Origin of the sequence: Candidatus Solincola tengchongensis (assembly GCF_015711935.1) — a bacterium.
Lineage (GTDB): Bacteria > Actinomycetota > Geothermincolia > Geothermincolales > RBG-13-55-18 > Solincola_A > Solincola_A tengchongensis.
This window is the reverse complement of record NZ_JACVJJ010000050.1, coordinates 13,908-39,430: the sequence shown is the minus strand read 5'-3', so window position 1 is coordinate 39,430 and position 25,523 is coordinate 13,908. Positions and strand designations below refer to the sequence as shown.

The following is a 25,523-nucleotide window of genomic DNA, read 5'->3' as shown; positions in this document are numbered from 1 at the left end:
CCGGAGGTGTACTTGATGGCGTTGTCCAGGAGGTTGAAGAGGACCTGGCGCAGCTTGAGCGGGTCGGCCCGCACGTGAGGCAGGTCTTTTTGCACCTCCAGTTCGACACCGTGAGAGTCAAGCTCCTCCTTCCGTTCTCCCACCACTTCCGCCAAAACCGTTGCCGGGTCCACGTCGGCGATCCTTCCCTCCGGCTTCCCCGCCTGGGCGTAGGCCAGGAGGGCAGCGGTCATCTCCTCAAGCCTGCGGGCCGCCTTAGTAATATTTTCCAAAAATTCCTTCCGCTCCTCGTCCGAGGTGTCTCCACGGCCCAGGAGCTCCGCGTAACCGCAGATGAGTGAGAGGGGCACGCGCAGGTCATGGGCCACCGTGGAGGCGAAGGCGTCCAGCTCCCGGACGGTGGTTCGCAGTCTTTCCTCCACGAGTATCCTCTCCGTCACGTCGCGGGAGTTGATGATGATCCCCCTCACCACCGGGTCCTGGAGGAGGTTGGTGAGGATGGCCTCGTGGTAGTGATAGCTCCCGTCGGCGTGGCGGAACCGTGAGACCACGTGCAGGGGGGTAGAAGGATTCCGGAGCACGTAGTCCATGTCCGCCCGCGCCTTTTCCAGGTCCTCGGGATGGATGAACTCCAGGAGTGAGCGCCCGTAGACGCTCCGGTCGTAGCCGGTTATGAGGGCCGTGGAGCGGCTCCCCCACCGGAAGCGCAGCTCGCCGTCCAGGAGGCTGACCATGTCCGCCGCGTTGTGCAGGAGGGCGCGGTAATATCTCTCTCGCGCCGCGAGGGCTTCCTCCGCCATCTTGAGCTCGGTGACGTCGGAATAGATGGCCAGGGAACTCATGAAGACCCCGTGTTCGTCGAAGCGTGGCGAGGCGGTGACCCTGATGATGCGTCTTTCCCCGTCCGCCCTGCGGATGGCCACGTCGTAGGTGCTGCTCTCCCCCTTCCTTCGTTTCTCCGTTTCCTGGCGGACTGTCCGGAAGGATTCCTCGTCCATGAACTCGCGCAGGTTCCGGCCCACAAGGCTACCCGGGGGTACGCCGAATATGCGGTGAGACGCGTGGTTGGCGAAGAGGAAGTTCTCCTCCGGGTCCACCTCGCTTATCCCCATGGCCTGGTTCTCTATGATCACCCGGTAACGCTCTTCGTCCTGGTCTTCCCTTTTCATGGGCGGCGCCTCTTTTCCTCCGGTGGCGATCGCGTCCGCATCGACGATCGAGAACCGCTTCTCGCGCCTGGTTCCCCCGCACCGATGGCCGAACACATTATACAACCGTTCTAAAGTTCATCGTTCACAAGATTATTCGGCACGGGAAGAGCGACGGAACAGGGCGGAGACGAGGAAGGGAGGCGGGGGAGAGTGTGAGGTTGGAGCGCTGATGTTGGGGTTCAAGAAAGGGCCTCCCGTATTCACAGTCTGTCTGGAAGGGGAAGAGTCGCGGGAAGGTGCGCTCACCGGGCATCTTGACTTGACCGGGGGATGCTATTGACAGGCGACCGAAAAGGTTTAAAATTATCAACAGTATAAAATTTAAAAATTAATAAATTTATAAGAAATCCTCACGGCAAGGAAGGATTTCGAGATGGCCGCCAATCTGAGGATAAAGAGCATCAACAAGCGACCTGCTTTATCGGATATCGTGTGCCAGCAGATAATCGACCTCATCAAGGATGACGAACTTAAGCCGGGCGATGTTCTTCCCTGCCAGGATGAACTGGCGACCAGCCTTGGGGTCAGCAAGGGAAGCTTAAGGGAAGCCCTGGTAAAGCTGGAACTAAAGGGCTTCCTCCAGAAGGAGAAGGGCGGTTCTTATCGGATAAGGGGGCTCACCGATCAGCGGATTGCCGATCCCTTCATGGACCTCATGGGTGAAGACCCGAAGTTGGTGTGGGAAGTCCTGGAGATGGCCAAGATCCTGGCGGTGGAAGCCGCCCGCATCGCCGCCTCGAGGGCAGAAGAGGAAGACGTGCGAAGGCTCGAAGAAGTGCTTTCCAGGATGAAGAAAACGGTCGGCAACAAAGAGTATTTCCGAAAGGAGTTTGTGAATATATACACCGACTTCTTCCGGGTGCTCGGCGAAGCCACCAGGAACAACGTATTCATGCATACACTTCACACCTTTAATCAGATGATCAGGGAGGCCATGCCGTTGCCCGTGGCGGCGCTTCGGGGTATCCCCAACATCGTGGAAACCATATACGGGCAGTTCAGACAGATCTCGGAATGCATCGCCCAGAAACGCGATGCCGAGGCTGCAAGGCAGACCAGAAGGCATTTCGAGTTCATCGAGGATAAACTCCGAAGGGCGGTGACCACGCGGGCAAGTAGGCGACAAGCAGGCCGATAGGGGAATGCGAGCTTTTGGGAGGGGTTCTTTCCTCGACACGTATATTCAGGGGGCGCGGCTGAGCTTTCCGGTGGGGTTTCCGTTCTTAGGATCGTTATCGGACTTGCATGGTTTAGGGGGCCCGATTCACCATCCGCAACCGGAAGACCGCGACATGGAGTGGGATGATGCCTTTCCTTATTGGAGAGTCAAACGTCGGGAAGGGCGGGTAAGGAGGTGCGGGGAATGTACTCCTACAACGGTAAGATCCTGGAAGTGGAACTGGGGGAAAGCGCGACCTTCTCCACACTGGAGCTCGTGGAGGAGGACCTCGCCCGCTACATCGGTGGCTTGGGGCTGGCGGAGCTCCTCCTGGCGCGGCGCATGGACTGGGGCCTGGAGGCCTTCGACCCCCGCAGCGTGGTGGCCGTCATGGTCGGGCCGCTCACCGGGACGGCGGTTCCCGGCTGCTCCCGCTACGTTGTGGCCGGCAAGTCGCCCCTGGGGCATTGGGGAGAGGCGCACGCCGCCGGCTTCTTCGCCTCGGAGCTCAAGGCGGCGGGTTACGACGGCATCCTGGTGAGCGGGTCCGCTCCCCGCCCGGTCTACCTCTACGTGCATGACGGGGAGGCCGAGGTGCGGGACGCCTCCCGTCTCTGGGGCTTGGACACCTACGAGACGGAGGCGGCCATCCGGGAGGAACTGGGGGACCCCAAGGTGAGGGTCATAGGCATCGGGCCTGCGGGGGAGAACCTCTCCCACATGGCCGCGGTCATCGGCGACGAGGGGAGGGCGGCGGCCCGCTCCGGGATGGGGGCCCTACTGGGCTCAAAGAACCTCAAGGCGGTGGCGGTGCGTGGACGCGGCAAAGTGTCCCTCCAAGACGAGGAGGCTTTTCGGCGGGTGGCCAAGGAGATCCTCGAAAAGGTAAAAGCCAACCCCACAAGCGGCCTGCTCAAGCAGCACGGCACGCCGGTGAACGTGATGATATGCGCCTACTTCGGCGACATCCCCATCAAGAACTGGAGGCTGGGCGACTGGCCGGAAGGCATCCCGGGGCTCAACGCCGAGGCCTACCAGACGGTGCTCACCCGGAACTGGCACTGCCGGGCCTGCCCGGTGGGGTGCGGGCGCAAGGTGGCCAATACTCTGGGCAAGCCGTCCGGTTTGGCGGACGTGACCGGACCGGAGTACGAGTGCCTGGCCGCCTTGGGGACCATGTGCATGGTGGGGGACATCCGAACGGTGGTGGCGGCCAACGATCTCTGCAACCGCCTGGGGATGGACGCCATCTCCGCGGGCACCACCATCGCCTTCGCCATGGAATGTTTCGAGAAGGGCATCCTCAAGGAGGAGGACGCGGAAGGGTTGGACCTCTCCTGGGGGAACGGCGACGCCCTGGCCCCCCTGCTGAACAAGATGGCCTACCGCGAGGGGCGTCTTGGCTCCCTGCTCGCCGACGGGACCCGGGCGGCGGCGGAGAAGCTGGGCGGGGGAAGCGAAAGTTTCGCCGTGCATTGCAAGGGGCTGGAATTACCCATGCACGACCCCAAGGCCTTCTCCGGCTGGGCGCTGGCCTACGGGACCACCAACCGCGGCGCCTGCCACCTCTCCGCCACCACCTACAACGTGGAGAGGGGGATGACCCTCCCGGACATCGGCCTCACCCAGCCGCTGGACCGCTTTGCGAGCGAGGGGAAGGCGGCCATGGTCCGGACCTACCACGCCTTCTCCGCGGTCCTCGAGTCCCTGGTGGCCTGCAAGTTCATGGTCTACGCCGGGCTCACCCTCACCGACTTCCAGAAGGCCCTGGTCCCGGCAACGGGAAAGGAGTGGACCATCGAGGAGCTCATGGAGTGCGGGCAGCGCATCTACCACCTGGGCAGGCTCATCAACCACGCCTGCGGTCTCACCGGCGAGGACGACCGCATGCCGCAGCGCATCGTGAGCGAGCCCTACCGGGAGGGCAACGCGGCCGACTTCGTCCCCGACCACCAGACCATGCTGGAAGAATATTACAGGCTGCAGAAATGGGACGAGAGGGGGATACCCACCGAGGAACGCATCCGGGAGCTGGGGCTTCAGGAGTTCTCATGGATGGCGGAGAAGGCCAGGGGTTGAGGTGGAAGGCCGGCGGCACGGTGCGCGAAGCCCCCTGTTTCCTGACCGGCCCACTTGCGGCGTAAGGCTTCCGGTCACAAGGAGCCGACCCCGGGCTCAGGCGTAGTGCCGGTCCGGTGAGGAACCGCATGGGCCCTATGGCAACGATATCCACGGGTACGGGGATTAGGGTCTTGGGCCATCCCTCGTTACGGGGGTGGCGCCGAGCGGTAAAGGAAGGCTGTCTCGTCAAGAGGGAGGTGTGGAGATGAGGCTCGAGGGGAAAGTGGCGGTGATCACCGGCGCCGCCTCCGGCTTCGGGAAAGCCTCGGCGGAGCTCTTCTGCCGGGAGGGGGCCAAGGTGGTGGCGGTGGACATCAACGGGGAGGGCGTCAAGGAGGTGGTCGAGGGCATAAAGGCCTCAGGTGGAGAGGCGACGGCCGTACAGGCCGACATCACCAAGGCGGATGACGTCGCCAGGATATTCCAGACGGTTAGGGACGTCTACGGCACCCTCAACGTCCTCTTCAACAACGCGGGGATCGACCATATGAAGAAGATCACCGACACCACGGAGGAGGAGTGGGACCGGGTGATGACCGTCAATCTCAAGGGGACCTGGCTGTGCACGAGAGAGGCGGTCCCCCTGCTCATAGAGGCTGGGGGCGGCTCCATGATACACACCTCTTCCCTCTCCGCCCTCAAGGCCCGGCCGGGGAACACCTGCTACGGGGCCAGCAAGGCGGGGATCCTTATGATGTCCCAGGTGCTGGCCATCGAGCTGGCGCCCCACAAGATCCGCTCCAACTGCCTGTGCCCGGTGGTGGCTGACACCCCCATGGGGGAGAGGTTCCTCCAGAGCGCCCAGGCCATGTACGGGATACAGCTGGAGCAGTGGGACTTCAACGCCGCCAAGGACATCGCCCGCAGCACCGTGCCCCTGGGGGACATATGCACGCCCATGGACGTGGCCTACGCGGCGCTCTTTTTGGCCTCCGACGAGTCAAGGCTCATAAGCGGCACCTATATCCTCATCGATGGAGCCTCCCGGGCCGGCTGACCCCGGCCCCTGCGGGGCTCGACTCGTGCCGGAGGCGGGGAAGGAGGTGAAGGCGTTGGATGCGGGTTGGTTCTCGCGAACCAGCGTGCGCCGGATGTATGTGTGCAACGCGGGATATTTCGACTACGACATGGGTCACATGACCTTCGGCTACAACATGGGAACGCCGCTCACGGTGATCACCGTATTCCTGGTCCTGGAGACCGAATCCGGGTACGTGGTCTTCGACACCGGGTGGTCACCGAACATGGTGCCGGTGCTGGAGTCCATAGGCCTGAACCCAAGGATAGGGCCGGAGAACGACGTGGGCCGTTACCTTGAGGAATTGGGCATCGGTGCAGGTGAGGTGCGTATGGTGGTCCTTTCCCACCTGCACCTGGACCATGCCGGCGGCTTGGCGCGCTTCAAGGGATGTCGAGTGGTGGTGCAGAGGGACGAACTCAACCATGCCCGGGGGCCGCATCCTTTCGCCGCCATACCCTACACCCGCCTGGACTGGGATTTCCCGGATTTTGAGTGGGAGGCCGTGGACGGCGACCTGATGCTCGACAAGGGTCTGGCCCTGGTCCTGCTCAACGGGCACACCCCGGGGACATCGGGTCTCCTGGTAAACCTCCCCAATCGTGGCCCCCTGTTGTTTACCGGAGACAACTGCTACCTGCGGGTGAATCTGGAAAACGACCTCATCCCGGGTTCCATCTGGGAACCGCGCCAGGCCTGGCACTCCCTCCGGAAGGCCAAGTTCCTGGCCGAGTTGACCGGGGCTTCCCTGGTGCCCAGCCACGACCGGGAGGTTTACGGGGAGAAGTTGCCGCTCTTTCCTGAGTATCTGGATTGAGCATGCATGTCCCGCTGTCGACTGCATGGAAGACGGACACAGTCCTGTGAGGAAGGAGGGGGGCAGTCGCTGGAACGCGATGAAGGAAGACCACGCCGGCTAACGCCGGCTGACGCTGCGTCCTGAAAATGAGATGGAGTGAGGAGGCGCAGGAAGTTGAGGGTTGAGATCAAACCGCTTCCTCCGTTGGACAAGGTGGTGAGGGAAGGCGCTTACGAGATCCCCGACGGCCTCTCCATACGTCAGATTCTTGAGGCGCTCGGGATACCGGATAGGGAGATAAGGGAGATGCGTGTCTTGTTGAACGGGTCGATTGCGGATATGGAATGCAAGCCCGAAGATGGATGTACGGTCGTCATCATACCCACTTTGGCCGGCGGTTAAGAGCGATGGCCTGGAGGGGACCGAGGCATATGCTCGATGTAGGGGAAGAGATCCTACGAGTCGATGGAGGATGAGAATCCGTCCATATTCCGGCGGCTCTGTGGTGCGACCATGTCCATAATGGCTGATTCTCTTTGGCCAAAGGAGGATACCCTGCTGGGATCCTGGTAAATTAGGCGGAAATCAAAGGCGATCCTGTCGTCGGCGACGCAGGCGACATGGGGATGGAGCGAAGGAGCGAAAGATGAGCGAGGACCTGGAGAGGATAAAAGAGGCACGCCGCGCCTGGGAGGAGGGCCCCCTGGCCAAGGCGCTCAAGAGGTTTCCCTACATGGACAAGGACAGCTGCCGCTTCTACACACCTCTGGACATCGAGCCCTTCGACTTCCTGGAGAAGGTGGGCTTCCCGGGTACCTATCCCTTCACTGCAGGGACCTTCCCCGTCGAACCCATGGCTGGCCTGACCCGGCTGGCCTCGCTTGCCGGGGGTAAGGGGGAGATCCCCGGGGCGGGAGGACAGACCCGTGCCGCCATCTACTCCGGGTACGGTACCCCGGAGGACACCCGGGACTACTACAAGGGGCTCATCGAGCAGGGGAGCCGCGGAGGCCCCAACCTGGCCTTCGACCTACCCACCCAGTGCGGTTACGACTCCGACCACCCCCTGGCCGAGGGGGAGGTGGGCAAGGTGGGGGTCTGCGTGGACACCCTGGCCGACTTCGAGACCATCTACGAGCCCTACCGGGGAGACCTGGACCTGGACCGCATCGCCTCCAACTTCACCATCAACGCCCCGGCCAACGTGATCATCGCCATGTACGCCGCCCTGGCCGAGAAGCGGGGCATCCCTCTGGAGAAGCTCAGGGCCACCCCCCAGAACGACATCCTCAAGGAGTACATCGCCCGGGGAACCTATATCTTCCCCCCGAGGCATGCGCTGCGCCTCTTCAGGGACAGCTTAGTTTTCATCACCAGGCATATGCCCAACGTGAACATCACGAGCATCGGCGGTTATCACATCCGCGAGGCCGGGGCCACACGGGAGCAGGACCTGGCCTTCTCCATGGCCATCGCCATCGAGTACCTCAGAGTGGGGGTGGAGGCCGGCCTCCAGGTGGACGAGTTCGCCCCGCGTTTCACCTTCAACGCCTTCGGCGGTTCCATGGAGATGCTCAAGGAGATCGCCTTCCAGCGGGCGGCACGCCGCATGTACGCAAGGATATTGAAGGAGCGCTTCGGGGCCCGGGACGAGCGGAGCATGCGCATCCGCCAGGCCCTGGGGGCGCACATCGGTCCCTCCTCCACCACCCTGCAACGCCCCCTGAACAACCTCACCCGGGCGGTCATAGGAGCGGTGGCCAGCGCCCTCTCCGGAGGGAGGCCTCTACCCTTCCCACCCTACGACGAGCCCCTGGGTCTCGGCTGGAGCGTGGAGGCCCTGCAGCTGGCCCAGGACGCGGGGAGGATCATCGCCTGCGAGGCGCGGCTCCTGGAGTACGCCGACCCCTTCGCCGGCTCCTATTGCATGGAAGCGCTCACCGACGAGATCGAGAGCGCCGCATGGAAGGAACTGGAAAAGATAGAGGGGATGGGAGGGGCGGTGGCCGCCATAGAGAACGGGTACATGCAGAGGGAGATCGCCAGAAGCGCCTACGAGCGGCAGCGGGCCGTGGAGCGGGGGGAAAGGCTGGTGGTGGGGGTTAACTGCTTCACCGGCGAACACGAGCTGGAGGTGACCACCAACCGTTTGGTGCCCAACCCCTATGACCCGGAAAGGAGGGAGCGGGCGGAGGAGAGGCAGAAGGCCCGCCTGGCGGAGATAAAGAGTTCCCGGGACTCCCGGGAGGTGGCTCGGCTGCTAAGGGAACTCAAGGCCCTGGCTGAAAGAGAAGAGGAGAACCTCCTCCCTCACCTCGTAGAATGCGTCAAGGCTTACGTCACGGAGGGGGAGATCTGCGACGTGCTGCGGGAGGTCTTCGGGGAGTACCAGGCGGCTTCCCCGTTCTGAGGAAGAGGTGGGAGAAGGCGCCCTGATCCTGCTTTTACGTGGAGCAGGGACGGTCGTTGAGCCGGGAGGCCGTCTGGCGTTGGGACGCTTGTCCCTCTCCATCCCGAAGGAGGGATAGAGGCGTTTCCACCCCACCGCCGCCGGGAGCGGCGGGAGGGTGGATGGGGGCTCCGCAGGAGCAACCCTACCATGCGGTCGTGCGGCATCGGCTCTCGGAGGTGAAGGTGAAAGGCAAGATGCAGGAGGTTTTCCCTGCCGCGGCGGATGAGATGGCGGGAGAAACTGAGGAGGGCGCGCTGTTCCGCTACCCGCTGTGTAGGGCAGAAAGGATGCCTCGAGGCGGCGATCCCCATGTGGAGCTGGTGCGTGAGGTGTTGCGCCAACTCCTCTCCATGGTCCGTCTGCTGAGTGAGGGAAGGGAAGTGGAGGTGGACGGTTTCCGCTTCCTGGGACCGGACAAGGCGGCGCATCCCATTTTCGGCCACCTGAGCGAGTCGCCCCCGGAAAAACGGGTTTCCGGGATCACCGCCTGCACCTCGCCGCAGCCTCCCCAGCACAGCGGCTGGAGGCACAGCGAGCAGGACCTCGGGTTTGGATACCGGTCGCTTGGTGGTCATGATGAGGGAAGATGGCGATTACCGGGCGTTGCTGTGGGGGAGAGCGGAGAGGGAAAGGGAAGGGCCACGGTCCCGGGCTCGGGAGGGGAAGCGGGAGTGCCGCCCTTCCTCCGCAGGGATAATGCCGCCCTTTACGAACCGCGATTGGAATTCCTGGCCCGCGGGCTGGAGGCTTTCCTCCGACTGGTGCAGCTGGAGAGCGGCGGTGTTCCCGTGGAGCCGGACAGTTTCCGGCTCCGCCGGCTATCCGACTGGGCGGATGCTCCCGTCCACCGTGCGGAGGACATCATCCTCCATGCCGCCGACCGCTGCAACTGCCGTTGCCGGTTCTGCTACCACCGGGGATCCATAACCACCCTCAATCATGCCCGGGGGGCATCGGATTATGAATGGAAAAGATTGGAAGCGAGGGTCCGTCACTACCGACCCTCGGCGCATCGGGGGCTGTACCCTTCCTTCGGCGGTCCGCGCGAGGCGCTGGCCCATCCGCGCATCCTGCCGCTCCTGCGCTCATTGCGGGAGAAGACCGACGCCCCCTTCCGCCTCTCCACGAACGGCTGCGTCCTGAAACCCGGCTTCATCGCCGAGCTGGCGGGCCTGGCGCCTCTCTTCCTGGACGTATCCCTGAACAGTACCGACCCGGCCCGGCGTTCCTTCCTCATGGGGGATCCCGAGCCGGAGACGGCAATCTCATCCCTCCCCCTGCTCGCCGAAGCGGAGATACCCTTCGCCGTCTCCGTAGTGGCCTGGCCGGAACCCTCCCTTGAGGAGATGCTCGAGGACCTGGAGAGGACCTGCTCTTACGCCGCGGGCTGCGGGGCGCGCCTGGTCCAGGTCAACCTCCCGGGTTACTCGCGGTTCTTCTCCCCTCACCCCCTCTTCGATACCGATGAGGTGTGGAGCGCGGTGGTGCGGCGGGTGCAGGAGCTGCGTCGCATCGTTCCCTGCCCGGTGGTGGTGAGCCCCGCCCTCTACGAGGAGAACCTCACCCGGGAGAGGAAGAACCTTCCGGAGGTGGTAGGGGTGGTCCCGAACTCCCCGGCCGCCTCCTGGGGCCTCCGGCGGGGAGACGTCATAAGGCGGTTGAACGGCATAAAGGTGATGAACCGGCCCCAGGCTCGCGACCTGCTCACCCTGCTCCAGGAGAGCGGTGCGGAAAAGGTAAATCTTCTGGTCGAGCGGGGAGGCCGGGAGGTGGAGCTGGAAGGGGACACGCGCCGCTGTTCCTATCCTTTCGACTTCCGGACCGGCACCCATCTCGGCGTGGTGTTCATGGGAAGCGGTTTCCGCCTCTCTTACCTCCAAAGCCTTGGAGAGGTCATCCGCCGCTCCGGGGCTCGCCGGGTCCTGCTCCTCACCTCCCTCCTGGTGCGGCCCACCCTCGAGCAAGTCCTGAGGGAGAACCCGCCGTGCCTGCCGGAGGGAGTGAAACTGCACCTCAGCGTCCCGGAGAACCGCTTCTTCGGAGGGAACATCATCCTCGGGGACCTCCTAGTGGTGCAGGATTTCATCGACCACCTCAGGGAATGGACGGAGAAAAAGGGGTTCAAGCCCGACCTTGCGGTGATCCCTTCCTCCCCCTTCCACCTCAGCGGCTGGGGGAGGGACCTGACCGGCCGGGTGTACCTGGATATCGCCAGGGAAACGGGAATCCGGGTGGAACTCTTGGAGTGCCGGACGATGATGGACTGATGCGCGAGCCGGGAATGCCGAACCCGGGAAGACACCCATAAGCCGACGGGAAAAGGCGAGATTGTAGAGGTAGAGCGAAGGAGGAGACGGAGCATGGCCTCGAGGACGGAGGGAAAGGTCATTCGGGTACTCATAGCCAAGCCGGGCCTGGACGGCCACGACCAGGGGGCCAAGGTCATCGCCTACGGGCTGAAGGACGAGGGGTTCGAGGTCATCTACACCGGTTTGAGGCGTACTCCGGAGGAGATCGTCAACGCCGCGGTGGACGAGGACGTGGACGTCATCGGCCTCTCCATACTCTCCGGCGCCCATCTGAGCATCGTCCGCCGCGTCATGTCCCTCCTCGAGGAGAAGGGCGTGGGGGAGAAGATGGTCCTGGTGGGGGGGCTCATACCTCAGGAGGACATCCCGAAGCTCAAAGAGATGGGCGTGGCGGAGGTTTTCGTGTCCGGGACCTATATCTCCCAGGTTGCGGAATTCATCCGCTCCAGGCTGGGGGACACGGGCTGAGAAGGCAACGGAGAGGTTTGAGGCCTGTACCCTGACGACGAGGGGAAAAGGGCTCCGGCCGGAGTCGAGAGGATGGGGATGTTTTTCCGTAGAATTCAGGGTTGGCCGGAGAGGGCGCCACGGTTTATTCATGGAAGGGTTTTGACCGGGGCGCTGATACCGGAGCCTCTCGCGGTCTTGAGGCTGGTCGGCATGGATGATTCTTTCCGGCAGGAGACTTACCTGCCGCATGAAGAGGACGTCGCTGCCCTCTGCGGTATGGGTTAGATGTGGCTGGAACGCGAAGTGCGCGGTGAGGTGCGATGAGGTCCGAGGGACGGTTTTCCGGTACCCGCTTCGACGACGGCCGGGGGTGACGTGGGGTGAACGAGCTGGTTGAGGTGGCAAGATTTGTCAGCGGGCTGAGGTACGAGGACCTTCCGCCGGAGGTGGTGGAGGCGGCCAAGTTGCCGTTCATCGATTGCCTTGGGGTCGCTATAGCGGGGCTGGAGGACCGGAGTTCGCGTATCGCTGCCGAATGGGTGAGCTCGCTGGGCGCGAGTTCGCGTATCGCTGCCGAATGGGTGAGCTCGCTGGGCGCGCGAGAGGAAGCCACACTGCTTCGCGGGTTTAAAAGGACCGCCGCGCCCCTGGCCGCCATGGCCAACGGGACCGCAGCACACGCCTTGGATTACGACGACGTGAGCTTTCGCATGATGGGGCATCCCTCCGTAGCCCTGGTGCCGGCCGTTCTGGCCCTCGGGGAGGTCCTCTCGTCCTCAGGTAGGGAATGCATTCTTTCCTACGTGGCGGGCCTGGAGGTGGCGGCCAAGGTGGGGGCGGCTCTGGGCGGGAACTCCTACATGCGGGGATGGCACCATACCGGCACCCTGGGGGTCCTGGGCGCCGCCGCCTCCTGCGGCAAGCTTCTCGGGCTCGACGAGGAGGAGATGGCCAATGCCTTGGGCATCTCATGCTCCCTGGCCTCCGGGATCCGAGCCAACTTCGGGACCATGACCAAACCCCTGCACGCCGGGGTCGCGGCCATGAACGGCGTCATGGCTGCCCAGTTGGCCTCGCGAGGGTTCACGGCCAACCCGGATGCCCTCTACGGCGAGAACGGTTTCGCCCGCGCCTTTGACTCCGACCTGGAGAAGGCGGAGGAGTTGCCCCTGACCCTGGGGGAGCCCTATGAGCTGCTCGACCCCGGCCTGTCCTACAAGCCCTACCCCTGCTGTCGCGGTCCACAGGGGGCCATCGACGCCGCTCTGGCCGCGAGGAAGGAATGGGAAAAGCTGGGAAGTGTAAACGCCCGCGAGGTGGAGAAGGTGGAGTGCCGGGCACCCGCGTGGCTGCGCTCGCTTCTCGTGTATCACGAGCCGAAGACGGGTACCGAGGGCAAGTTCAGCCTGGAGTTCTGCGTGGCGGCCGCGCTCCTGGAGGGAAAGGTGGGGATTGGCCAGTTCAGGGATGAGGTGGTCGCTTCGGAGCCCGTGGCGGAGCTGATCCGCCGATTCGACTGGCAGGACCTGGAAGGGGAGATAGCCAGTCCCTTCGCCGCCGAAGTTATGGTCTGCCTGAAGTCCGGGGAGCGGGTCACGGGAAAGGCCGAGAGGCCTCTCGGCGAGCCCGGGAACCCCATGAGCGAAGAGCATATATGCGACAAGTACCGTGAATGCGTGGGCAGCGTCCTGGGCCACTCGGTGGCCAATCGCACATTGGAGATACTGCGAGGCTTGGAGGGGTTGGAGGACGTCGGTCTGCTGGTGCGCGCTTACCAGGGTCGGGGGGAAGGACACGATAACCAGCCGTAAACCAGGTGCAGGTCAGGCGATCTCTCCGGCGGATAACGGTCGTGGGTTCGCAAAACCTTGCTCAGAGGTGCGCATGGGAAAAAACAGGGGGGTGAAAGGCGTGAACGTGGGTAACTGGGCCACCAGGAGGGCCGTCTTCCCCCACACCAAGGACAAGACGGCCTTCGTGTGCGGGGAGCGCTCGCTCACTTACTCGGAGTTCAATCGGCGTGTCAACCGGGTGGCGAACGGACTTCTCGAGGGCGGCTTGAGGAAGGGCGACCGGGTTGCGGTCCTGTTCTTCAACAGCACGGAGTTCATGGAGGTCTACTTCGCCTGCGCCAAGGGGGGGTTCATCTTCATCCCCCTCAACTTCCGGCTCACCCCCAAGGAGCTCCAGGGGATATTCGAGGACACCGGACCACGGGCTTTCTTCTTCCATCCCGAGTTCGCGGGCACGGTGGAAGGGCTACGGGAACTGTACCGCCGGCCCATCGAGGTGCTGGCCGCGGCGGGGGACCCGGTCCCGGATTTCTGCCTGTCCTACGAGGAATGGACGGCGGGGTTTTCCGAGGAGGAACCCGAGGTTCCCGAGCCGCCGGACATGGAGGACCCCCAGATGATCATGTACACCTCGGGAACCACCGGTCGGGCCAAGGGTGCCGTCCTCCCTCACCGCAAGACCTTCTGGAACACCTTCAACGACACCCTGGAGCTGCTCTTCGACATGAGCGCCGTCTCCCTGGTATCCATACCGCTCTTCCACTCCGGAGGGTTGAACATCATCACCATGCCCACCTTCTACATCGGGGGGACCATAATCTTCCAGAGGTTCTGGAATCCGGAGGAGGCCCTGCAGCTCATCGAGCGCCACCGCGTCACCCATTTCGGGGCCGTTCCCACCATGCTCCAGATGATGCTCGACGTCCCCTCCTTCTCCCGCTACGACCTTTCCTCCCTCAGGGGCGTGGGCATAGGGGGCGCCCCGGCTTCCCGCGAGCTCCTGGAACGCATCGTGGAGCGGATCAAGGCCCCGTATCTGATACAGGTCTTCGGTTGCACGGAGACCTCCATCGTCCTCTCCTGCTCCAACATGGAAAAGATAGGCAGCGCCGGCATCCCCATGTTCCACTCCGAGGTCAGGGTGCTCAAGGATGACGGGACGGAGGTCAAGCCGGGCTCGGGAGAGGTGGGGGAGATATGCACGCGCGGCCCCTACGTGATGCTCGGGTACTGGAACCTCCCCGAGGAGACCGCCGAGGCCCTGCGGGACGGCTGGTTCCACTTCGGGGACCTGGCCACCGTGGACGAGGACGGCTACGTCTACGTCGTGGACCGCAAGAAGGACATGATCATCTCCGGCGGGGAGAACATCTACCCCGCCGAGGTGGAGAAGGTGCTCGCCGAGCATCCCAAGGTGAGGGACGTGGCGGTCATCGGCATGCCGGACGAGAAGTGGGGGGAGGTGGGCCACGCCCTGATCCTCCTGGAGGACCCGGAGGACCCTTTGAGCCTGGAGGAGATGGAGGCCTTCTGCCAGGGGAAGCTGGCCCGCTACAAGATACCCAAGAAGATCACCTTCGTGGATTCCATCCCCCGCACCCTCACCGGTAAGATACTGAAGAAGGAGCTGCGCAGGCTCTACGGCGGGAGCGGGGCCTGAGGACGGCAGGCCTGCGAAAAAGGATGCGCCCGACGGTCCATGGGCGCCGGCTCTCGGCAGGGAGGGCGGCGGGGAGGGAACGAGCAAGCGCGTCGGGGAGTTGCGGAACGGAGGTGTGATGATGGGCGATCAGGACGAGCTGCTGGTGGAAGTAAGAGAGCCCCTGGCCTTTCTGACCATAAACCGCCCGGAGCGCAGGAACGCCCTCTCCGTCACCCTGCTCCTATCCCTGGCCCGCACCCTTAAGGAGCTGGCCGAAGGGAGCGGGGTGCGCTGCGCCGTTTTGCGGGGAGCGGGGGAGAAGGCCTTCTCCGCGGGCATGGACCTCACCGCCCTCCCCACGGGCCTCCCCGCGGAGCTGCAGAAAGAGGTGGAGTCCAAGGGTCCCCTGCAGTACGCGCTGGAGGCCGTCGAGGACTGCCCTTTCCCGGTCATCGCCATGATCCGCGGCTACTGCGTGGGGGCGGGCTGCGAGACGAGCATGGCCTGCGACCTCCGCGTGGGGGCGGAGGGGTGCCGCATGGGGATGCCCCCGGCGCGCCTGGGTATCGTCTATCCCCCCGAGGGGCTGGAGCGCTTCCTCCGCAACATCGGGTACTCCGCCACGAGGAAGCTCTTTTTCACCGCCGAGCTCTTCGGGGGCCGCGAGGCCTACGAGATGGGCATGCTGGACTACCTGGTCCCCGACTCCGAGCTGGAGACCTTCACCGAGGAGCTGGCCCGGCGCGTGGCCTCGAACGCGCCGCTCTCCGTATCCGGCCACAAGCGGATTCTGCGCATGCTCTCCCGCCGGCTCCCTTTGACCGAGGAGGAGCGCGAGGAGGCCAACGCCCTCATGGGCCGCGCCCTGTCAAGCGAGGACGCCAGGGAGGGCCTCGCCGCCTTCCGGGAGAAAAGGGACCCGGTGTTCAGGGGGAAGTAGGGAGCGGATCGCCGCACGAGCCGCCGCACAAGCCCCGCTTCCGGGGCGAACCGATCCCGACAGCCCTTTCCCGGAGGACGTGTACGGATGCGAGTCGTGGGTTCGCGAGCGGCTCTTTTCCCCGCAGGGCAACCGGTGAGGGGAGGATTCCCGCTCGTTCAGGTAGGCGCATTCGAATTGGAAAGGGTTGAGGGGCCACCTTATCATCCCGGTAAACGTACCTTCCACCGAGAGGAAAGGTGATAATCGTTCGATCGGCGGGGGTTCATAGTGCTACGTCCGGTCGAGGAAGCGAAGCCATATTCTCTTGGTGGGCGCCTAAAGGCTTGAAGATGGATTATTAAGCCATCCCGTCATCCTGAGGAAGCAAAGGGATTGTTGCCTTCCTTCCCCGACATGGATATAATCAACACCGCGTTTTACGATTTGACATCTGATAGATTCGCCAGATTGGCTCTCCGAGTCCAGCCTCCTAAGGCCCGAGGGCTATGGAACTGGACCGATAGGGTGCCGGGGGAAACGCCGGCGCCTCCCGTGTTTGGAAAGGAGAGGAGATGAGCGGAAACGCGCGCCCGTCCTCTCCGGACGGGCTTTTTTCGGGCCGCATCTCGGCGGAAAGAAGGGCGACTTCCGGCGACCCCTCTGCGGCCCATCCCTTCCCCGTCTCACAGCGCGCGCCGAGGGGTGGTGACGAACGCAGCCGACCGGCGCTGCGGGAGACGGTGTCGGCAGGAAACCGCGGGGATGGTTCCGCGTCCGGTAGCCGTGCGGCTCGTGGATTGGCGCTTCGCCGGGAGGACGGGGATCCGTCGTCTCGCCGACCTCTCCCGGACGCGGTAGAGGGTCTGGGTTTCCGCCCCGGCGAAGGGCGGGGGGCGAGGATAATCACCGTCTCCGGTTCCAGCAAAGACGTGGGCAAGAGTTCCCTGGCCGCCTTTCTGGCCTCACGGTGCCCCGGATGCGCGGCGATGAAGGTCTCCGTCCATGGGAGGAGGCCGCCCGGGGAGCCCATAGTGGAGGAAGAGGAGGCCTCGAACCGGCCGGATACGGACACCGCCAGGCTGCGTGCGGCAGGCGCGCGGCCCGTCCTCTGGGTCAGGTCCACACCCGAGACCCTCGGAGAGGACGTCCGGGAGGCCCTTTCCCGCCTGGAAGCCCCGGCGATCATCGTGGAGGGGAACAGCGTCCTCCGCCACCTGGAGCCGGATTTCGCCGTCTTCGTCATGTCCACCGCTTTCGACGACTTCAAGCCCTCGGCCTTCGAGGCACTGGCCAGGGCGCATACGGTGGTGGTCAACGGGCTGGAAGATATTGGAGGAGAACGGGCGCTGGAACTGGAGAGGGCCATAAAAGCCCACAACCCTCGGGCCAAGGTGGTCATGGCGGCCGAGCTTGGGAGGGTGGGAGCCTGGGAGGTGGTGCTCTCCAGGGCGGCGGGAATGCTGGGAGGTGATATCGTGTCCGCCGATGTGGAAGAGAGGGTGTTGGAGGCCGTGAGAGAGAAGGCGGAGGAAGGGCGCATCCCCTGCGCCGTGGCCCTGAAGCTGGCCGAGGAGCTGGGAGTCCCGCCCATCGAGGTGGGAAAGGCGGCCAACACCCTGAACATAAAGATCGTGAAGTGCTCGCTGGGATGCTTCTGAGCCCTGCGTGTCGCCGCTCGCCTGCCGAGGCGGCGGGTAGGGGCTGTCGCCGGAACGTCGGTTTCCGGGATCGTCCGTTGGGGAAGAGCCTCGGGGACGGCGGAGCGAGCGGATCGCTGAAGGCGGTATCGATTTCGCCGGTCGTTCCCTTTAAGGGCCTTGTGAGGCGCCGGCGGGCCGGCCGCCGAGCGCCGCTCCTGAGGCCGGAGGCCTATGCATGAGTTCGGACGGGGGAAAAGAAAGGACTTGCGCCCCGCCTGCTTGAGAAGCAGGAGTGAAGATGGTCGGAATACGCCGCTGCCTCTGCAGGGGCCCGCTGAGGTCTCGTCCAGAACTTCTGCGGGTCCCCACGTGTGAACTGACGGTGCATCGCAAGGCCGTATGAGCGCCGGAGGTATGAGGACGGTTAGGGAGGGCGAGGTGCGAATAGGACAGGCCATCCTCATCGCTCTATCCCTCGCGGTTCTGACGGCATCCACGGTGGCTGCGGGATGCGGCGGACAAACCGCGGAAAGGGTGGAGAGGAGGGAGCTCGTTCTGGCCACCACAACCAGCGTTCAGGACACGGGACTTCTCGACGGATGGATACCCCTCTTCGAGGCGAGATACCCCTATTCGGTCAAGGTGATCGCCGTGGGGAGCGGACAGGCCATGGAGATGGGCCGCAACGGTGAATGCGACGTCATGCTGGTGCACAGTCCGGAGGACGAGGAGAGGATGGTGGGGGAGGGTTTTGCCGTGAACCGTCGCCCGGTGATGCACAACCGTTTCGCCATCGTGGGCCCTCCGGAAGACCCGGCGGGCGTGGCGGCCTCTTCGACCGCCGCCGAGGCCATGCGAAAGATTGCCTCCTCCGGTTCAAAGTTCGTCTCCCGGGGCGACGGGTCGGGCACCCACGTCAAGGAGCTGGAGCTGTGGGGGCGCGCGGATGTCCTCCCTACGGGCGGCAGGTATATGGAGAGCGGGAAAGGGATGGGGGACACGCTGCGCATCGCTTCCGAGGAAGGGGCCTATACCCTGACGGACAAGGGGACCTTTCTCAAATTGAGGGATGGACTCACGCTGTCCGCGCTCTTCGAGGAAGACGAGGCTCTTTACAATTATTACCATGTCATGGAGGTCAACCCGGAGAGGTGGCCGGACGTGAACGCGGAGGGAGCCCGTGCCTTTTCCGACTTCGTCACCGGGACGGAGGCGCAGGAGTTCCTCAGGGATTTCGGCGTGGAGGAATACGGGGAGAGGCTGTTCTTCCCGGACGCACTGCCGGAGGGGGACTTGGGGCAGGGTTGCCGGGAGGTCGATTCCTGTGAGAGACGCTCTGCTCTCCTGGGAAGCGGACGGCGGAAGGTGCGGACGGCCCATGGGAAGCGATGACCGGGCGCGTTGTTCCCGGAGCCTCCTCTTTCCGACGCGTGGCCGGATGGAGGACATGAAAGGGGTTTTCTCCTGACGGAGGGATTTCGTCATCGGGCGAAGGTGCCTCGAAGGCGGAGGGTGTGGAAGCCGCCCGACTGGTGGGGCGGGACCCTCAAGGGGAGGCAGCCCCGCGAGAACTGATACAGAGCAGGGGCGAGGAGAGCGAGCCGGGAGGGTTTGATGGGAGAGATATGGCGGGGTCTGGTGGAGGCCGTGCGGCTCATCGCGCACCTCGATCCCTACGTGATGAGGATAACCCTCTTCACCCTCTACGTGTGCGCCCTGGCCACGGCGGCGGGCATGGTGCTGGGCATCCCCCTGGGTTCCGTACTGGCCCTCTACCGGTTCCGGGGGCGGAGTCTCCTGGTGACCCTGGTGAACGCGGGCATGGGCCTTCCGCCGGTGGTGGTGGGCCTCTTCGTCTACCTTTTTCTCAAGCGGCGCGGGCCCCTGGGCTTCCTCAACTGGCTTTACACGCCCAAGGCCATAGTGCTCGCGGAAGTGGTGCTGGCCATGCCCCTCATCGCCGGGATAACCATGGCCGCGCTGCAGAACGCCGATCCCCGTGTCCGGCTCCAGGCCAGGTCCCTGGGAGCCGGTGAGGCGGGGGCCGCTCTGACGCTCTTGCGGGAGAACCGGCTTTCCCTCCTGGCCGCGGTGATCGCCGGTTTCGGCGGCGTCATCTCCGAGGTCGGAGCGGCCATGATGGTGGGCGGGAACCTGCTTCTGAACGGGGAACCATACACCCGCACCCTGACCACGGCCACCGTACTGGAGGTGGGCCGCGGCGACAGTGTGCGGGCCATAGCCCTGGGGGTCATCCTCCTGGCGATAACCCTTCTCCTGGTGTGGTTCATGACCCTTCTCCAGCAGGGAACGGCGTTTTCCGGTCCGGCCCGCGTGGCCCGGAGGCTCATCCGCCGCTGGCGGCGGGAGGAGGCCGCATGAGCGTCCTTCTCTCCCTGCGCGGCATCGGGAAGGACTACCAGGGGCGTCGCGTCCTCCATGTGGAATATTTTGGCATCGAACAGGGGATGATCACCGCCGTGGTGGGCCCCAACGGATCGGGGAAGAGCACCCTGCTGCGCATCGTGAACCTGCTGGAGAGGCCATCCCGAGGGGAGATTGTCTTCTGGGACGGGTCTCGCCTCTCGGCTCTGGGGCGCCGGGAGCGGATGCGGCTGGCGCGCCAGATGGCCATGCTTTTCCAGGACCCCATCCTCTTCCGCCGCAGTGTGGAGGACAACCTGGCCTACGGGCTCAAGGTGAGGAGGATGCCGCGCGGCGAGAGGAAGGAGAGGGTACGGGAGATGCTGCGCCGTCTGGACCTCGAGCACCTGGCCTCGCGCGAGGCGAGCACCCTTTCCGGCGGTGAGGCACAGAAAGTGGCCCTGGGCAGGGCCCTGGTCCTCAAGCCCCGCCTGTTGCTCATGGACGAGCCCCTCTCCAACCTGGACCTCCCCTCCCGCCGGGAGATGCTGCGCCTCATACCGGAACTGGTACGTGAGGCGGGGGTCACCGCCCTTTACGTCTCCCACGATTACCATGAGGTCCTGGAGATAGCCGATCGCCTGGCGGTGCTCATCGACGGGGTTCTCCACCAGGTGGGAAGGCCGGGCGAGGTCTTCGCGCGGCCGGTGTCCGAGGAGGTGGCTTCATTCCTGGGGGCGGAGAACCTCCTGGAGGGGGAGGTCGTCCGCCGGGACGGCGAGATGGTGGGCATAAAGGTGGGGGAGGGGGAGCTGGTCGCTCTGGGCGATCACCGGGTCGGTTCCCGGGTGAAGGTGCTCGTGCATCCCGAGGAGGTGGTCCTGCACGCTCCCGGCGGGGAGGCCGGTTCGGCGCGCAACCGCCTGGACGCCCGCGTGCTGGAGGTGAGGGAGATGGGCGCTCTGGTGAAGGTGCGCCTGGACTGCGGGTTCCCCCTTACCGCGCACGTGACCCGCGCTTCGCGGGAGGAGATGGGGATCGCCCCGGGAAGGGTCTTCACCGTGGCCTTGAAGGCCACCTCCCTGCACGTGATGCCCTTCAGCGGGGAACCCCGCTAGAGGACGGAGGCTGTAGATTGCCGGGGGCCGGCTCCCAGGGGGATGTGCTCGCCGGGGATGGTACAGGCCAGGGTCCGCAAGCCGTTCCTCCATCCGTCTTGGGTTGTCGAACGGAGCTGAGAGGAAAGGCGTTCGCCTTTCTCCGACCGTGAGCGGGCCTCCCCGATGCGGGAGGGAAAAAGACCGAGAGGTATGAGGGGTAAGGACGCGGTCTTCTCGTAAGGGGTTAGGGTTTCATGGGGTCTTTCCCACCGGCCGGCGAGAGATACCACGTATCTTATTCCGATGCGCGTGCCGAATCGTTCTTCCCCGGCGAGGGATGGAGCCTTAAGCCGTGTGTTCCCGCGAGCACGCGCGGGGCGTCCCGCCAGGGAATGCGTGGTAACCAAGGGCGGGTTTTGACGGGGGACCCCGGAAAGCCGATACTGGATAGGTGATGTGCGCGAGATCCGGGATATGGAGGAGGAGCTTGAACGGAGGGTGGTACGGGATATGCCCGTAGGTGCCCGCACCAAGCGCCTGACGGCCTTGCTCCTGGCGGCCGCGCTGGCCGCCGCTTCCCTCGCCCCGGGTGGGTGCGGGAGGGACGGCGGGCGTCCGCTGGTCATGGCGGCGACCTCCGACCTCCGGGAGTTCGGCATCCTGGAGGAGTGGGTGGAGGGGTTCCGGGACCGCGCTGGACGCCGGGTGGAGCTGGTTACGGTGCCGGACGCCGACGGCCTGGAGATGGCCGTGCACGGGGAATGCGACCTCCTGCTCCTGCACGTCCCGGAAGAGGAAGAACGCCTGGAGAGGAACGGCTACCTGGAGTTCCGGCTGGAGGTTATGCGCGATTCCTATCTCCTGGTGGGACCGCCGGACGATCCGGCGGGGGTGAGGGAGGCGAAGGACGCGCAGGAGGCCCTGCGGAGGATAGCCGCCTCCGGAAGGTTTTTCCTGGCGCGGGCGGACAGGTCCGGTACCGCGGCCGGGGTGGCCTTCCTGCTGGGTACCGTGGGTGGGCGCGAGGCGCCGGCCTGGGTAAGAGAGGTGGAAGGGAGCATGGAGGATGTGCTGGCCAGGGCCTCCCGGGAGTCCGCCTACACCCTGGCGGACAGCAGCACCTTCTTGAGGCTGGCTCCCGAGTTGGAACTGGAGGCGCTCTTCGGGGCCAACGGAGAGATCCCCAACCATTACCATGTCATGGCCGTCGGCAGCCTGGTCTATCCCGACACCGACGTCGAGGGCGCACGCCGCTTTGCCGATTACCTGCTCTCGGAAGACGGCAGGAAGATGATGGAAAAAGGTGACTGGAGGCCGCCCGAATGAAGCCGGCACCGAAGTGCCGCCGTTGGGGGAGTCCCTCTTCGGGGTCCGGGAAATTGGCGGCGCGATGTGGTCACACGCTCCGAGGCCATGACTGACTCGCTGCGCGGCGAGACGCGGCTTGGACCTCGGAGCGGATGGCTGGAAGGCGGGCCCTCACGGAAGCACGGCCGCAGTGCGAGGGCGCGGTTCGCTGGCGTGTACTCCCGGGGAATCCGTGGGTCGGCGGGGACCGGAGGTGATGCATCTTGAGCCGGTACTCACGCGGTCAGCGCAGCGGATGCCGGGAGGGCGAGCCTTTGAGAAGATGAGGGTGAGGAGGAGATCGAAGATGTTGAGCGTGGAGGAGGCCAGGCGCAGGGTCCTGGAGGCCGTCAGTCCCCTGGAGGTGGTGGAGGTTCCTCTTCTGGAGGCGCTGGGGATGACCCTGGCCGAGGACGCCGTGGCCGGGAACGACATACCCCCTTTCGACAACTCGGCCATGGACGGTTACGCGGTGCGGGCCGAGGACGTCTCCGGCGCCGCGGATGAGAACCCGGTGGAGCTCGAGGTCCTCGGGGACCTGCCGGCGGGATACACGGCGGAGGCTACGGTGGGTCCGGGACAGGCCCTGCGCATCATGACCGGCGCACCCCTCCCCGCGGGGGCGGACGCCGTGGTCCCCGTGGAGCGGACCCGGGCCGTCGAAGGGCGCGTTCTCGTACTGGAAGGAGTTTCCAGAGGGGACAACGTCCGCCGAGCCGGGGAGGACGTGAGGGCGGGGGAAAGGGTCATCGCCTCCGGGACCCTCGTGGGGCCCGCCGAGCTGGGGATGCTGGCCTCCCTCGGTCATGCCCGAGCGCGCTGTTTCCGGCGCGCTGTCGTGGGCATCATCTCCACCGGAGACGAGCTGGTGGAGGTGGGGGAGGAGCTCTCCCCGGGAAAGATACGCGACTCCAACAGCTACACGGTCTACGGCATGGTGCTCGAGGCAGGGGGGATACCCCTGCGCCTGGGCATCGTGCGCGACGACGCCGCTCTCCTGGAGAGGACCATCCTCGAGAACCTGGACCGCGTAGACCTCTTCGTGACCAGCGGAGGGGTCTCCGTGGGCGACTACGACATGGTAAAGGACGTCCTAGGGAAACTGGGGGAGATGAACTTCTGGAAGGTGGCCATGCGCCCGGGAAAGCCCCAGGCCTTCGGGCACATCGGGGGAAAACCCCTCTTCGGCCTCCCCGGGAACCCGGTATCGGTGATGGTCTCCTTCGAGCAGTTCGTCCGCCCCGCCCTGCTCAAGATGATGGGGCGCTCCTCGCTCTTCCGCCCCCAGGTGACCGCCGTCCTGGACGCCCCCATCGGACGGCGCACGGGGAGGACGGAATTCATCCGGGTGATCGCCGAGTGGAGGGAAGGGCGATACCACGTGCGGCCCACCGGTCCCCAGGGCAGCGGCATACTCAAGTCCATGGTCCTGGGCAACGCCCTGGCCGTGCTCCCGGAGGAGGTGGGCCGTCTGGAGCCCGGCGCCGAGGTCACTGTGCAGCTCCTGCGTCCGTGAAACCGACTTCTCAGGCGCCCTCCCAGGCCCGGAAGGCCAGGCAGGCGTTGTGGCCGCCGAAGCCGAAGGAATTGCTTAAAGCCGCCCGCACCTTTGCCTCCCGGCTCTTGCCGGGGACGTAATCCAGGTCGCACTCCGGGTCCGGGTGCTCCAGGTTGATGGTGGGGGGCAGCACTCCTTCGTGAAGGGCCATGGCCGTGGCGATGGCCTCCACTCCCCCCGCCGCGCCCAGCAGGTGGCCGGTCATGGACTTGGTAGAGGAGACCGGGATGCGGTAGGCGAGCTCCCCGAAGACCTTCTTCACGGCCAGGGTCTCGGCGCGGTCGTTGTAAGGGGTGGAGGTCCCGTGGGCGTTGATGTAGCCGACCTCCTCGGGGCGCATCCCCGCCGAGCGGAGGGCCTCCTCCATGCACAGGGCCGCCCCCCGCGATTCCGGGTCCGGCGCGGTCATGTGGTAGGCGTCGCAACTCATGCCGAAACCGGCCAGCTCCGCGTAGATGCGGGCCCCTCTCCGCAGGGCTCCCTCCAGGCTCTCCAGGACCAGCAGCCCCGCTCCCTCGGCGATGACGAAGCCGTCCCTCTCGGCGTCGAAGGGCCTGCTGGCCCCTTCCGGGTCGTGGTTGCGGGTGGAGAGGGCGCGCATGGAGCAGAAGCCGGCCACGGAGAGAGGCGTCACACTGGCCTCCGCCCCACCGGCCAGGCACAGGTCGGCGAGGCCCCACGCCACGAGCTGGAAACCCGTGCCAAGGGCGTGGGCGCCGGCGGCGCAGGCGGTCACCGTGCACAGATTGGGACCCCGGAAGCCGTGGACCATGCCCAGCACCCCGGCGGCCATGTTGGGTATGATCATGGGGATGGTGAAGGGGCTGACGCGGGAATGGCCCCTTTCCAGCATCACCCGGTGCTGGCCCTCCAGGGTGGACATCCCACCGATGCCCGAGCCCACCACCACGGCTGCCCGGCCCTCCTCCACGCCCGCCGCCTCCAGCTCCTCCCCCTCCGGAAGGCCGGCGTCGTCGAGGGCCAGACGGGCGGCGGCCACCGCGAACTGGCAGAAACGATCCAGGCGCTGGGCGGTCTTGGCATCCATGAAGGCCAGGGGGTCGAAGTCCGAGACCTCTCCCGCTATGCGGCTGGGAAGCCCCTCGGGGTCGAAGGAGGAGATGGGGGCTATACCCGAACGCCCCTCCTTGATGGCATTCCAGAAATTGGTAATTCCTGTTCCCAGCGAGGTCACGGGGCCCATCCCCGTGATGACCACCCGGCGCCTCACCTCGCCTCACCTTCCCGCTCCGGGACGCGATCGAGGACCAGCCTGACCACATCGCCCACGGTGACGATGTCCGCCGCATCGCCCTCGAGGATGTCTATCCCGTATTCGTCCTCCAGGGTCATGGAGAGGTCCACGAGGTCCAGGGAGTCCACCTCCAGGTCCTCGTTGAGGCGCGACTCGCGGGTTATCCCCTCCGCGCCCTTTCCCAGCCTCTCGGCCAGGATCTCCCGTACCTTCTCGAACACCGCCTGCTCGTCCAACGCTTCCTCCTTTCCTCCTCGCTCCGCTCGACAATCACCCACGTTCCCCGGGTCCCGGCCGTCTCCTCCTCGGATTCTTCGTTGCCGGTCCTGGGCCGCGCGGGGAACCGCTGTTGGGCATCTCGGACTCTCCGACCCGTCCCTGCG

At 65.1% G+C, this 25,523-nt stretch carries 20 protein-coding genes and 1 riboswitch; of the genes, 17 read left to right on the top strand and 3 right to left on the bottom strand.

Annotation, left to right across the window (positions count from 1 at the left end; translation table 11 throughout):
• Positions 1 to 1,169, bottom strand: a 1,169-nt coding sequence (locus H7007_RS04235; protein WP_287153314.1) for a PAS domain S-box protein, incomplete at its 3' end; no start/stop codon positions are given.
• 415 nt (positions 1,170 to 1,584) lie between these two features.
• Here H7007_RS04235 and H7007_RS04230 point away from each other — a divergent pair.
• The 17 genes from H7007_RS04230 (at position 1,585) to H7007_RS04150 (ending at position 23,843) form a co-directional block, all read left to right on the top strand.
• Complete coding sequence (locus tag H7007_RS04230; RefSeq protein WP_287153312.1) at positions 1,585 to 2,349, top strand: FadR/GntR family transcriptional regulator; 765 nt, start codon at positions 1,585 to 1,587, stop codon at positions 2,347 to 2,349.
• A gap of 225 nt (positions 2,350 to 2,574) precedes the next feature.
• Positions 2,575 to 4,449 (top strand): aldehyde ferredoxin oxidoreductase family protein, encoded by a 1,875-nt coding sequence (locus tag H7007_RS04225; RefSeq protein WP_287153310.1) that lies wholly within the window; start codon positions 2,575 to 2,577, stop codon positions 4,447 to 4,449.
• 247 nt (positions 4,450 to 4,696) lie between these two features.
• Entirely contained in the window at positions 4,697 to 5,488 is a 792-nt protein-coding gene (locus H7007_RS04220) for an SDR family NAD(P)-dependent oxidoreductase (protein WP_287153308.1), read from the top strand.
• Between the two features lie 46 nt (positions 5,489 to 5,534).
• Complete coding sequence (locus tag H7007_RS04215; RefSeq protein WP_287153306.1) at positions 5,535 to 6,326, top strand: N-acyl homoserine lactonase family protein; 792 nt, start codon at positions 5,535 to 5,537, stop codon at positions 6,324 to 6,326.
• A 156-nt stretch (positions 6,327 to 6,482) separates the two neighbouring features.
• Positions 6,483 to 6,710 carry a MoaD/ThiS family protein gene (locus tag H7007_RS04210; protein ID WP_287153305.1) on the top strand — a complete coding sequence of 76 codons (228 nt, stop codon included), beginning with the start codon at positions 6,483 to 6,485 and terminating at the stop codon, positions 6,708 to 6,710.
• Between the two features lie 244 nt (positions 6,711 to 6,954).
• Positions 6,955 to 8,718 (top strand): methylmalonyl-CoA mutase family protein, encoded by a 1,764-nt coding sequence (locus H7007_RS04205; protein WP_287153304.1) that lies wholly within the window; start codon positions 6,955 to 6,957, stop codon positions 8,716 to 8,718.
• Between the two features lie 236 nt (positions 8,719 to 8,954).
• On the top strand, positions 8,955 to 11,027 hold the full coding sequence (locus H7007_RS04200) for a PDZ domain-containing protein (RefSeq protein ID WP_287153302.1): 2,073 nt from the start codon (positions 8,955 to 8,957) through the stop codon (positions 11,025 to 11,027).
• Positions 11,028 to 11,120: 93 nt separating this feature from the next.
• Positions 11,121 to 11,537, top strand: a complete 417-nt coding sequence (locus tag H7007_RS04195) for a cobalamin B12-binding domain-containing protein (protein WP_287153301.1) — start codon at positions 11,121 to 11,123, stop codon at positions 11,535 to 11,537.
• A gap of 362 nt (positions 11,538 to 11,899) precedes the next feature.
• Positions 11,900 to 13,330 (top strand): MmgE/PrpD family protein, encoded by a 1,431-nt coding sequence (locus H7007_RS04190; RefSeq protein WP_287153299.1) that lies wholly within the window; start codon positions 11,900 to 11,902, stop codon positions 13,328 to 13,330.
• Between the two features lie 73 nt (positions 13,331 to 13,403).
• The gene (locus H7007_RS04185) at positions 13,404 to 14,972 is read left to right on the top strand and encodes an acyl-CoA synthetase (RefSeq protein WP_287153297.1); all 1,569 of its coding nucleotides are present in this window, start codon (positions 13,404 to 13,406) and stop codon (positions 14,970 to 14,972) included.
• Between the two features lie 118 nt (positions 14,973 to 15,090).
• A complete protein-coding gene (locus H7007_RS04180; protein ID WP_287153295.1) occupies positions 15,091 to 15,894 on the top strand; it encodes an enoyl-CoA hydratase/isomerase family protein in 804 nt (267 codons plus the stop codon).
• Between the two features lie 444 nt (positions 15,895 to 16,338).
• Positions 16,339 to 16,459, top strand: a riboswitch (molybdenum cofactor riboswitch).
• Positions 16,449 to 17,534 (top strand): hypothetical protein, encoded by a 1,086-nt coding sequence (locus tag H7007_RS04175; protein ID WP_287153293.1) that lies wholly within the window; start codon positions 16,449 to 16,451, stop codon positions 17,532 to 17,534. Its footprint overlaps the riboswitch before it by 11 nt.
• Positions 17,535 to 17,954: 420 nt before the next feature.
• Positions 17,955 to 18,908: an ABC transporter substrate-binding protein gene (locus H7007_RS04170; protein ID WP_287153292.1), complete on the top strand. Its 954-nt coding sequence runs from the start codon at positions 17,955 to 17,957 to the stop codon at positions 18,906 to 18,908.
• Between the two features lie 222 nt (positions 18,909 to 19,130).
• Positions 19,131 to 19,898, top strand: a complete 768-nt coding sequence (locus H7007_RS04165) for an ABC transporter permease (RefSeq protein WP_287153290.1) — start codon at positions 19,131 to 19,133, stop codon at positions 19,896 to 19,898.
• Positions 19,895 to 20,998: an ABC transporter ATP-binding protein gene (locus tag H7007_RS04160; protein ID WP_287153288.1), complete on the top strand. Its 1,104-nt coding sequence runs from the start codon at positions 19,895 to 19,897 to the stop codon at positions 20,996 to 20,998. The genes H7007_RS04165 and H7007_RS04160 overlap by 4 nt, the downstream gene beginning before the upstream one ends.
• Before the next feature lie 492 nt (positions 20,999 to 21,490).
• Positions 21,491 to 22,306, top strand: coding sequence for a substrate-binding domain-containing protein (locus tag H7007_RS04155; protein WP_287153286.1), 816 nt, complete (start codon positions 21,491 to 21,493; stop codon positions 22,304 to 22,306).
• A 328-nt stretch (positions 22,307 to 22,634) separates the two neighbouring features.
• Positions 22,635 to 23,843 carry a molybdopterin molybdotransferase MoeA gene (locus H7007_RS04150; protein ID WP_287153284.1) on the top strand — a complete coding sequence of 403 codons (1,209 nt, stop codon included), beginning with the start codon at positions 22,635 to 22,637 and terminating at the stop codon, positions 23,841 to 23,843.
• A gap of 10 nt (positions 23,844 to 23,853) precedes the next feature.
• Here the strand turns inward: H7007_RS04150 and fabF are convergent, their stop codons facing one another.
• Both fabF and acpP read right to left on the bottom strand, forming a co-directional pair.
• The gene (fabF, locus tag H7007_RS04145) at positions 23,854 to 25,116 is read right to left on the bottom strand and encodes a beta-ketoacyl-ACP synthase II (protein ID WP_287153282.1); all 1,263 of its coding nucleotides are present in this window, start codon (positions 25,114 to 25,116) and stop codon (positions 23,854 to 23,856) included.
• Positions 25,113 to 25,376 (bottom strand): acyl carrier protein, encoded by a 264-nt coding sequence (acpP, locus tag H7007_RS04140; protein ID WP_287153280.1) that lies wholly within the window; start codon positions 25,374 to 25,376, stop codon positions 25,113 to 25,115. Before acpP ends, fabF begins: the two co-directional genes overlap by 4 nt.
• Positions 25,377 to 25,523: the final 147 nt, after the last annotated feature.

Excerpts from the sequence above, each read along its gene's own strand:
- H7007_RS04200 (WP_287153302.1), top strand. The coding sequence starts at position 8,955 with ATGCAGGAGGTTTTCCCTGCCGCGGCGGATGAGATGGCGGGAGAAACT.
- H7007_RS04195 (WP_287153301.1), top strand. The coding sequence starts at position 11,121 with ATGGCCTCGAGGACGGAGGGAAAGGTCATTCGGGTACTCATAGCCAAG.
- H7007_RS04150 (WP_287153284.1), top strand. The coding sequence starts at position 22,635 with ATGTTGAGCGTGGAGGAGGCCAGGCGCAGGGTCCTGGAGGCCGTCAGT.
- H7007_RS04155 (WP_287153286.1), top strand. The coding sequence starts at position 21,491 with ATGCCCGTAGGTGCCCGCACCAAGCGCCTGACGGCCTTGCTCCTGGCG.
- H7007_RS04220 (WP_287153308.1), top strand. The coding sequence starts at position 4,697 with ATGAGGCTCGAGGGGAAAGTGGCGGTGATCACCGGCGCCGCCTCCGGC.
- H7007_RS04165 (WP_287153290.1), top strand. The coding sequence starts at position 19,131 with ATGGGAGAGATATGGCGGGGTCTGGTGGAGGCCGTGCGGCTCATCGCG.
- H7007_RS04230 (WP_287153312.1), top strand. The coding sequence starts at position 1,585 with ATGGCCGCCAATCTGAGGATAAAGAGCATCAACAAGCGACCTGCTTTA.
- H7007_RS04160 (WP_287153288.1), top strand. The coding sequence starts at position 19,895 with ATGAGCGTCCTTCTCTCCCTGCGCGGCATCGGGAAGGACTACCAGGGG.
- H7007_RS04180 (WP_287153295.1), top strand. The coding sequence starts at position 15,091 with ATGATGGGCGATCAGGACGAGCTGCTGGTGGAAGTAAGAGAGCCCCTG.
- H7007_RS04185 (WP_287153297.1), top strand. The coding sequence starts at position 13,404 with ATGGGAAAAAACAGGGGGGTGAAAGGCGTGAACGTGGGTAACTGGGCC.
- H7007_RS04175 (WP_287153293.1), top strand. The coding sequence starts at position 16,449 with ATGAGCGGAAACGCGCGCCCGTCCTCTCCGGACGGGCTTTTTTCGGGC.
- H7007_RS04225 (WP_287153310.1), top strand. The coding sequence starts at position 2,575 with ATGTACTCCTACAACGGTAAGATCCTGGAAGTGGAACTGGGGGAAAGC.
- H7007_RS04205 (WP_287153304.1), top strand. The coding sequence starts at position 6,955 with ATGAGCGAGGACCTGGAGAGGATAAAAGAGGCACGCCGCGCCTGGGAG.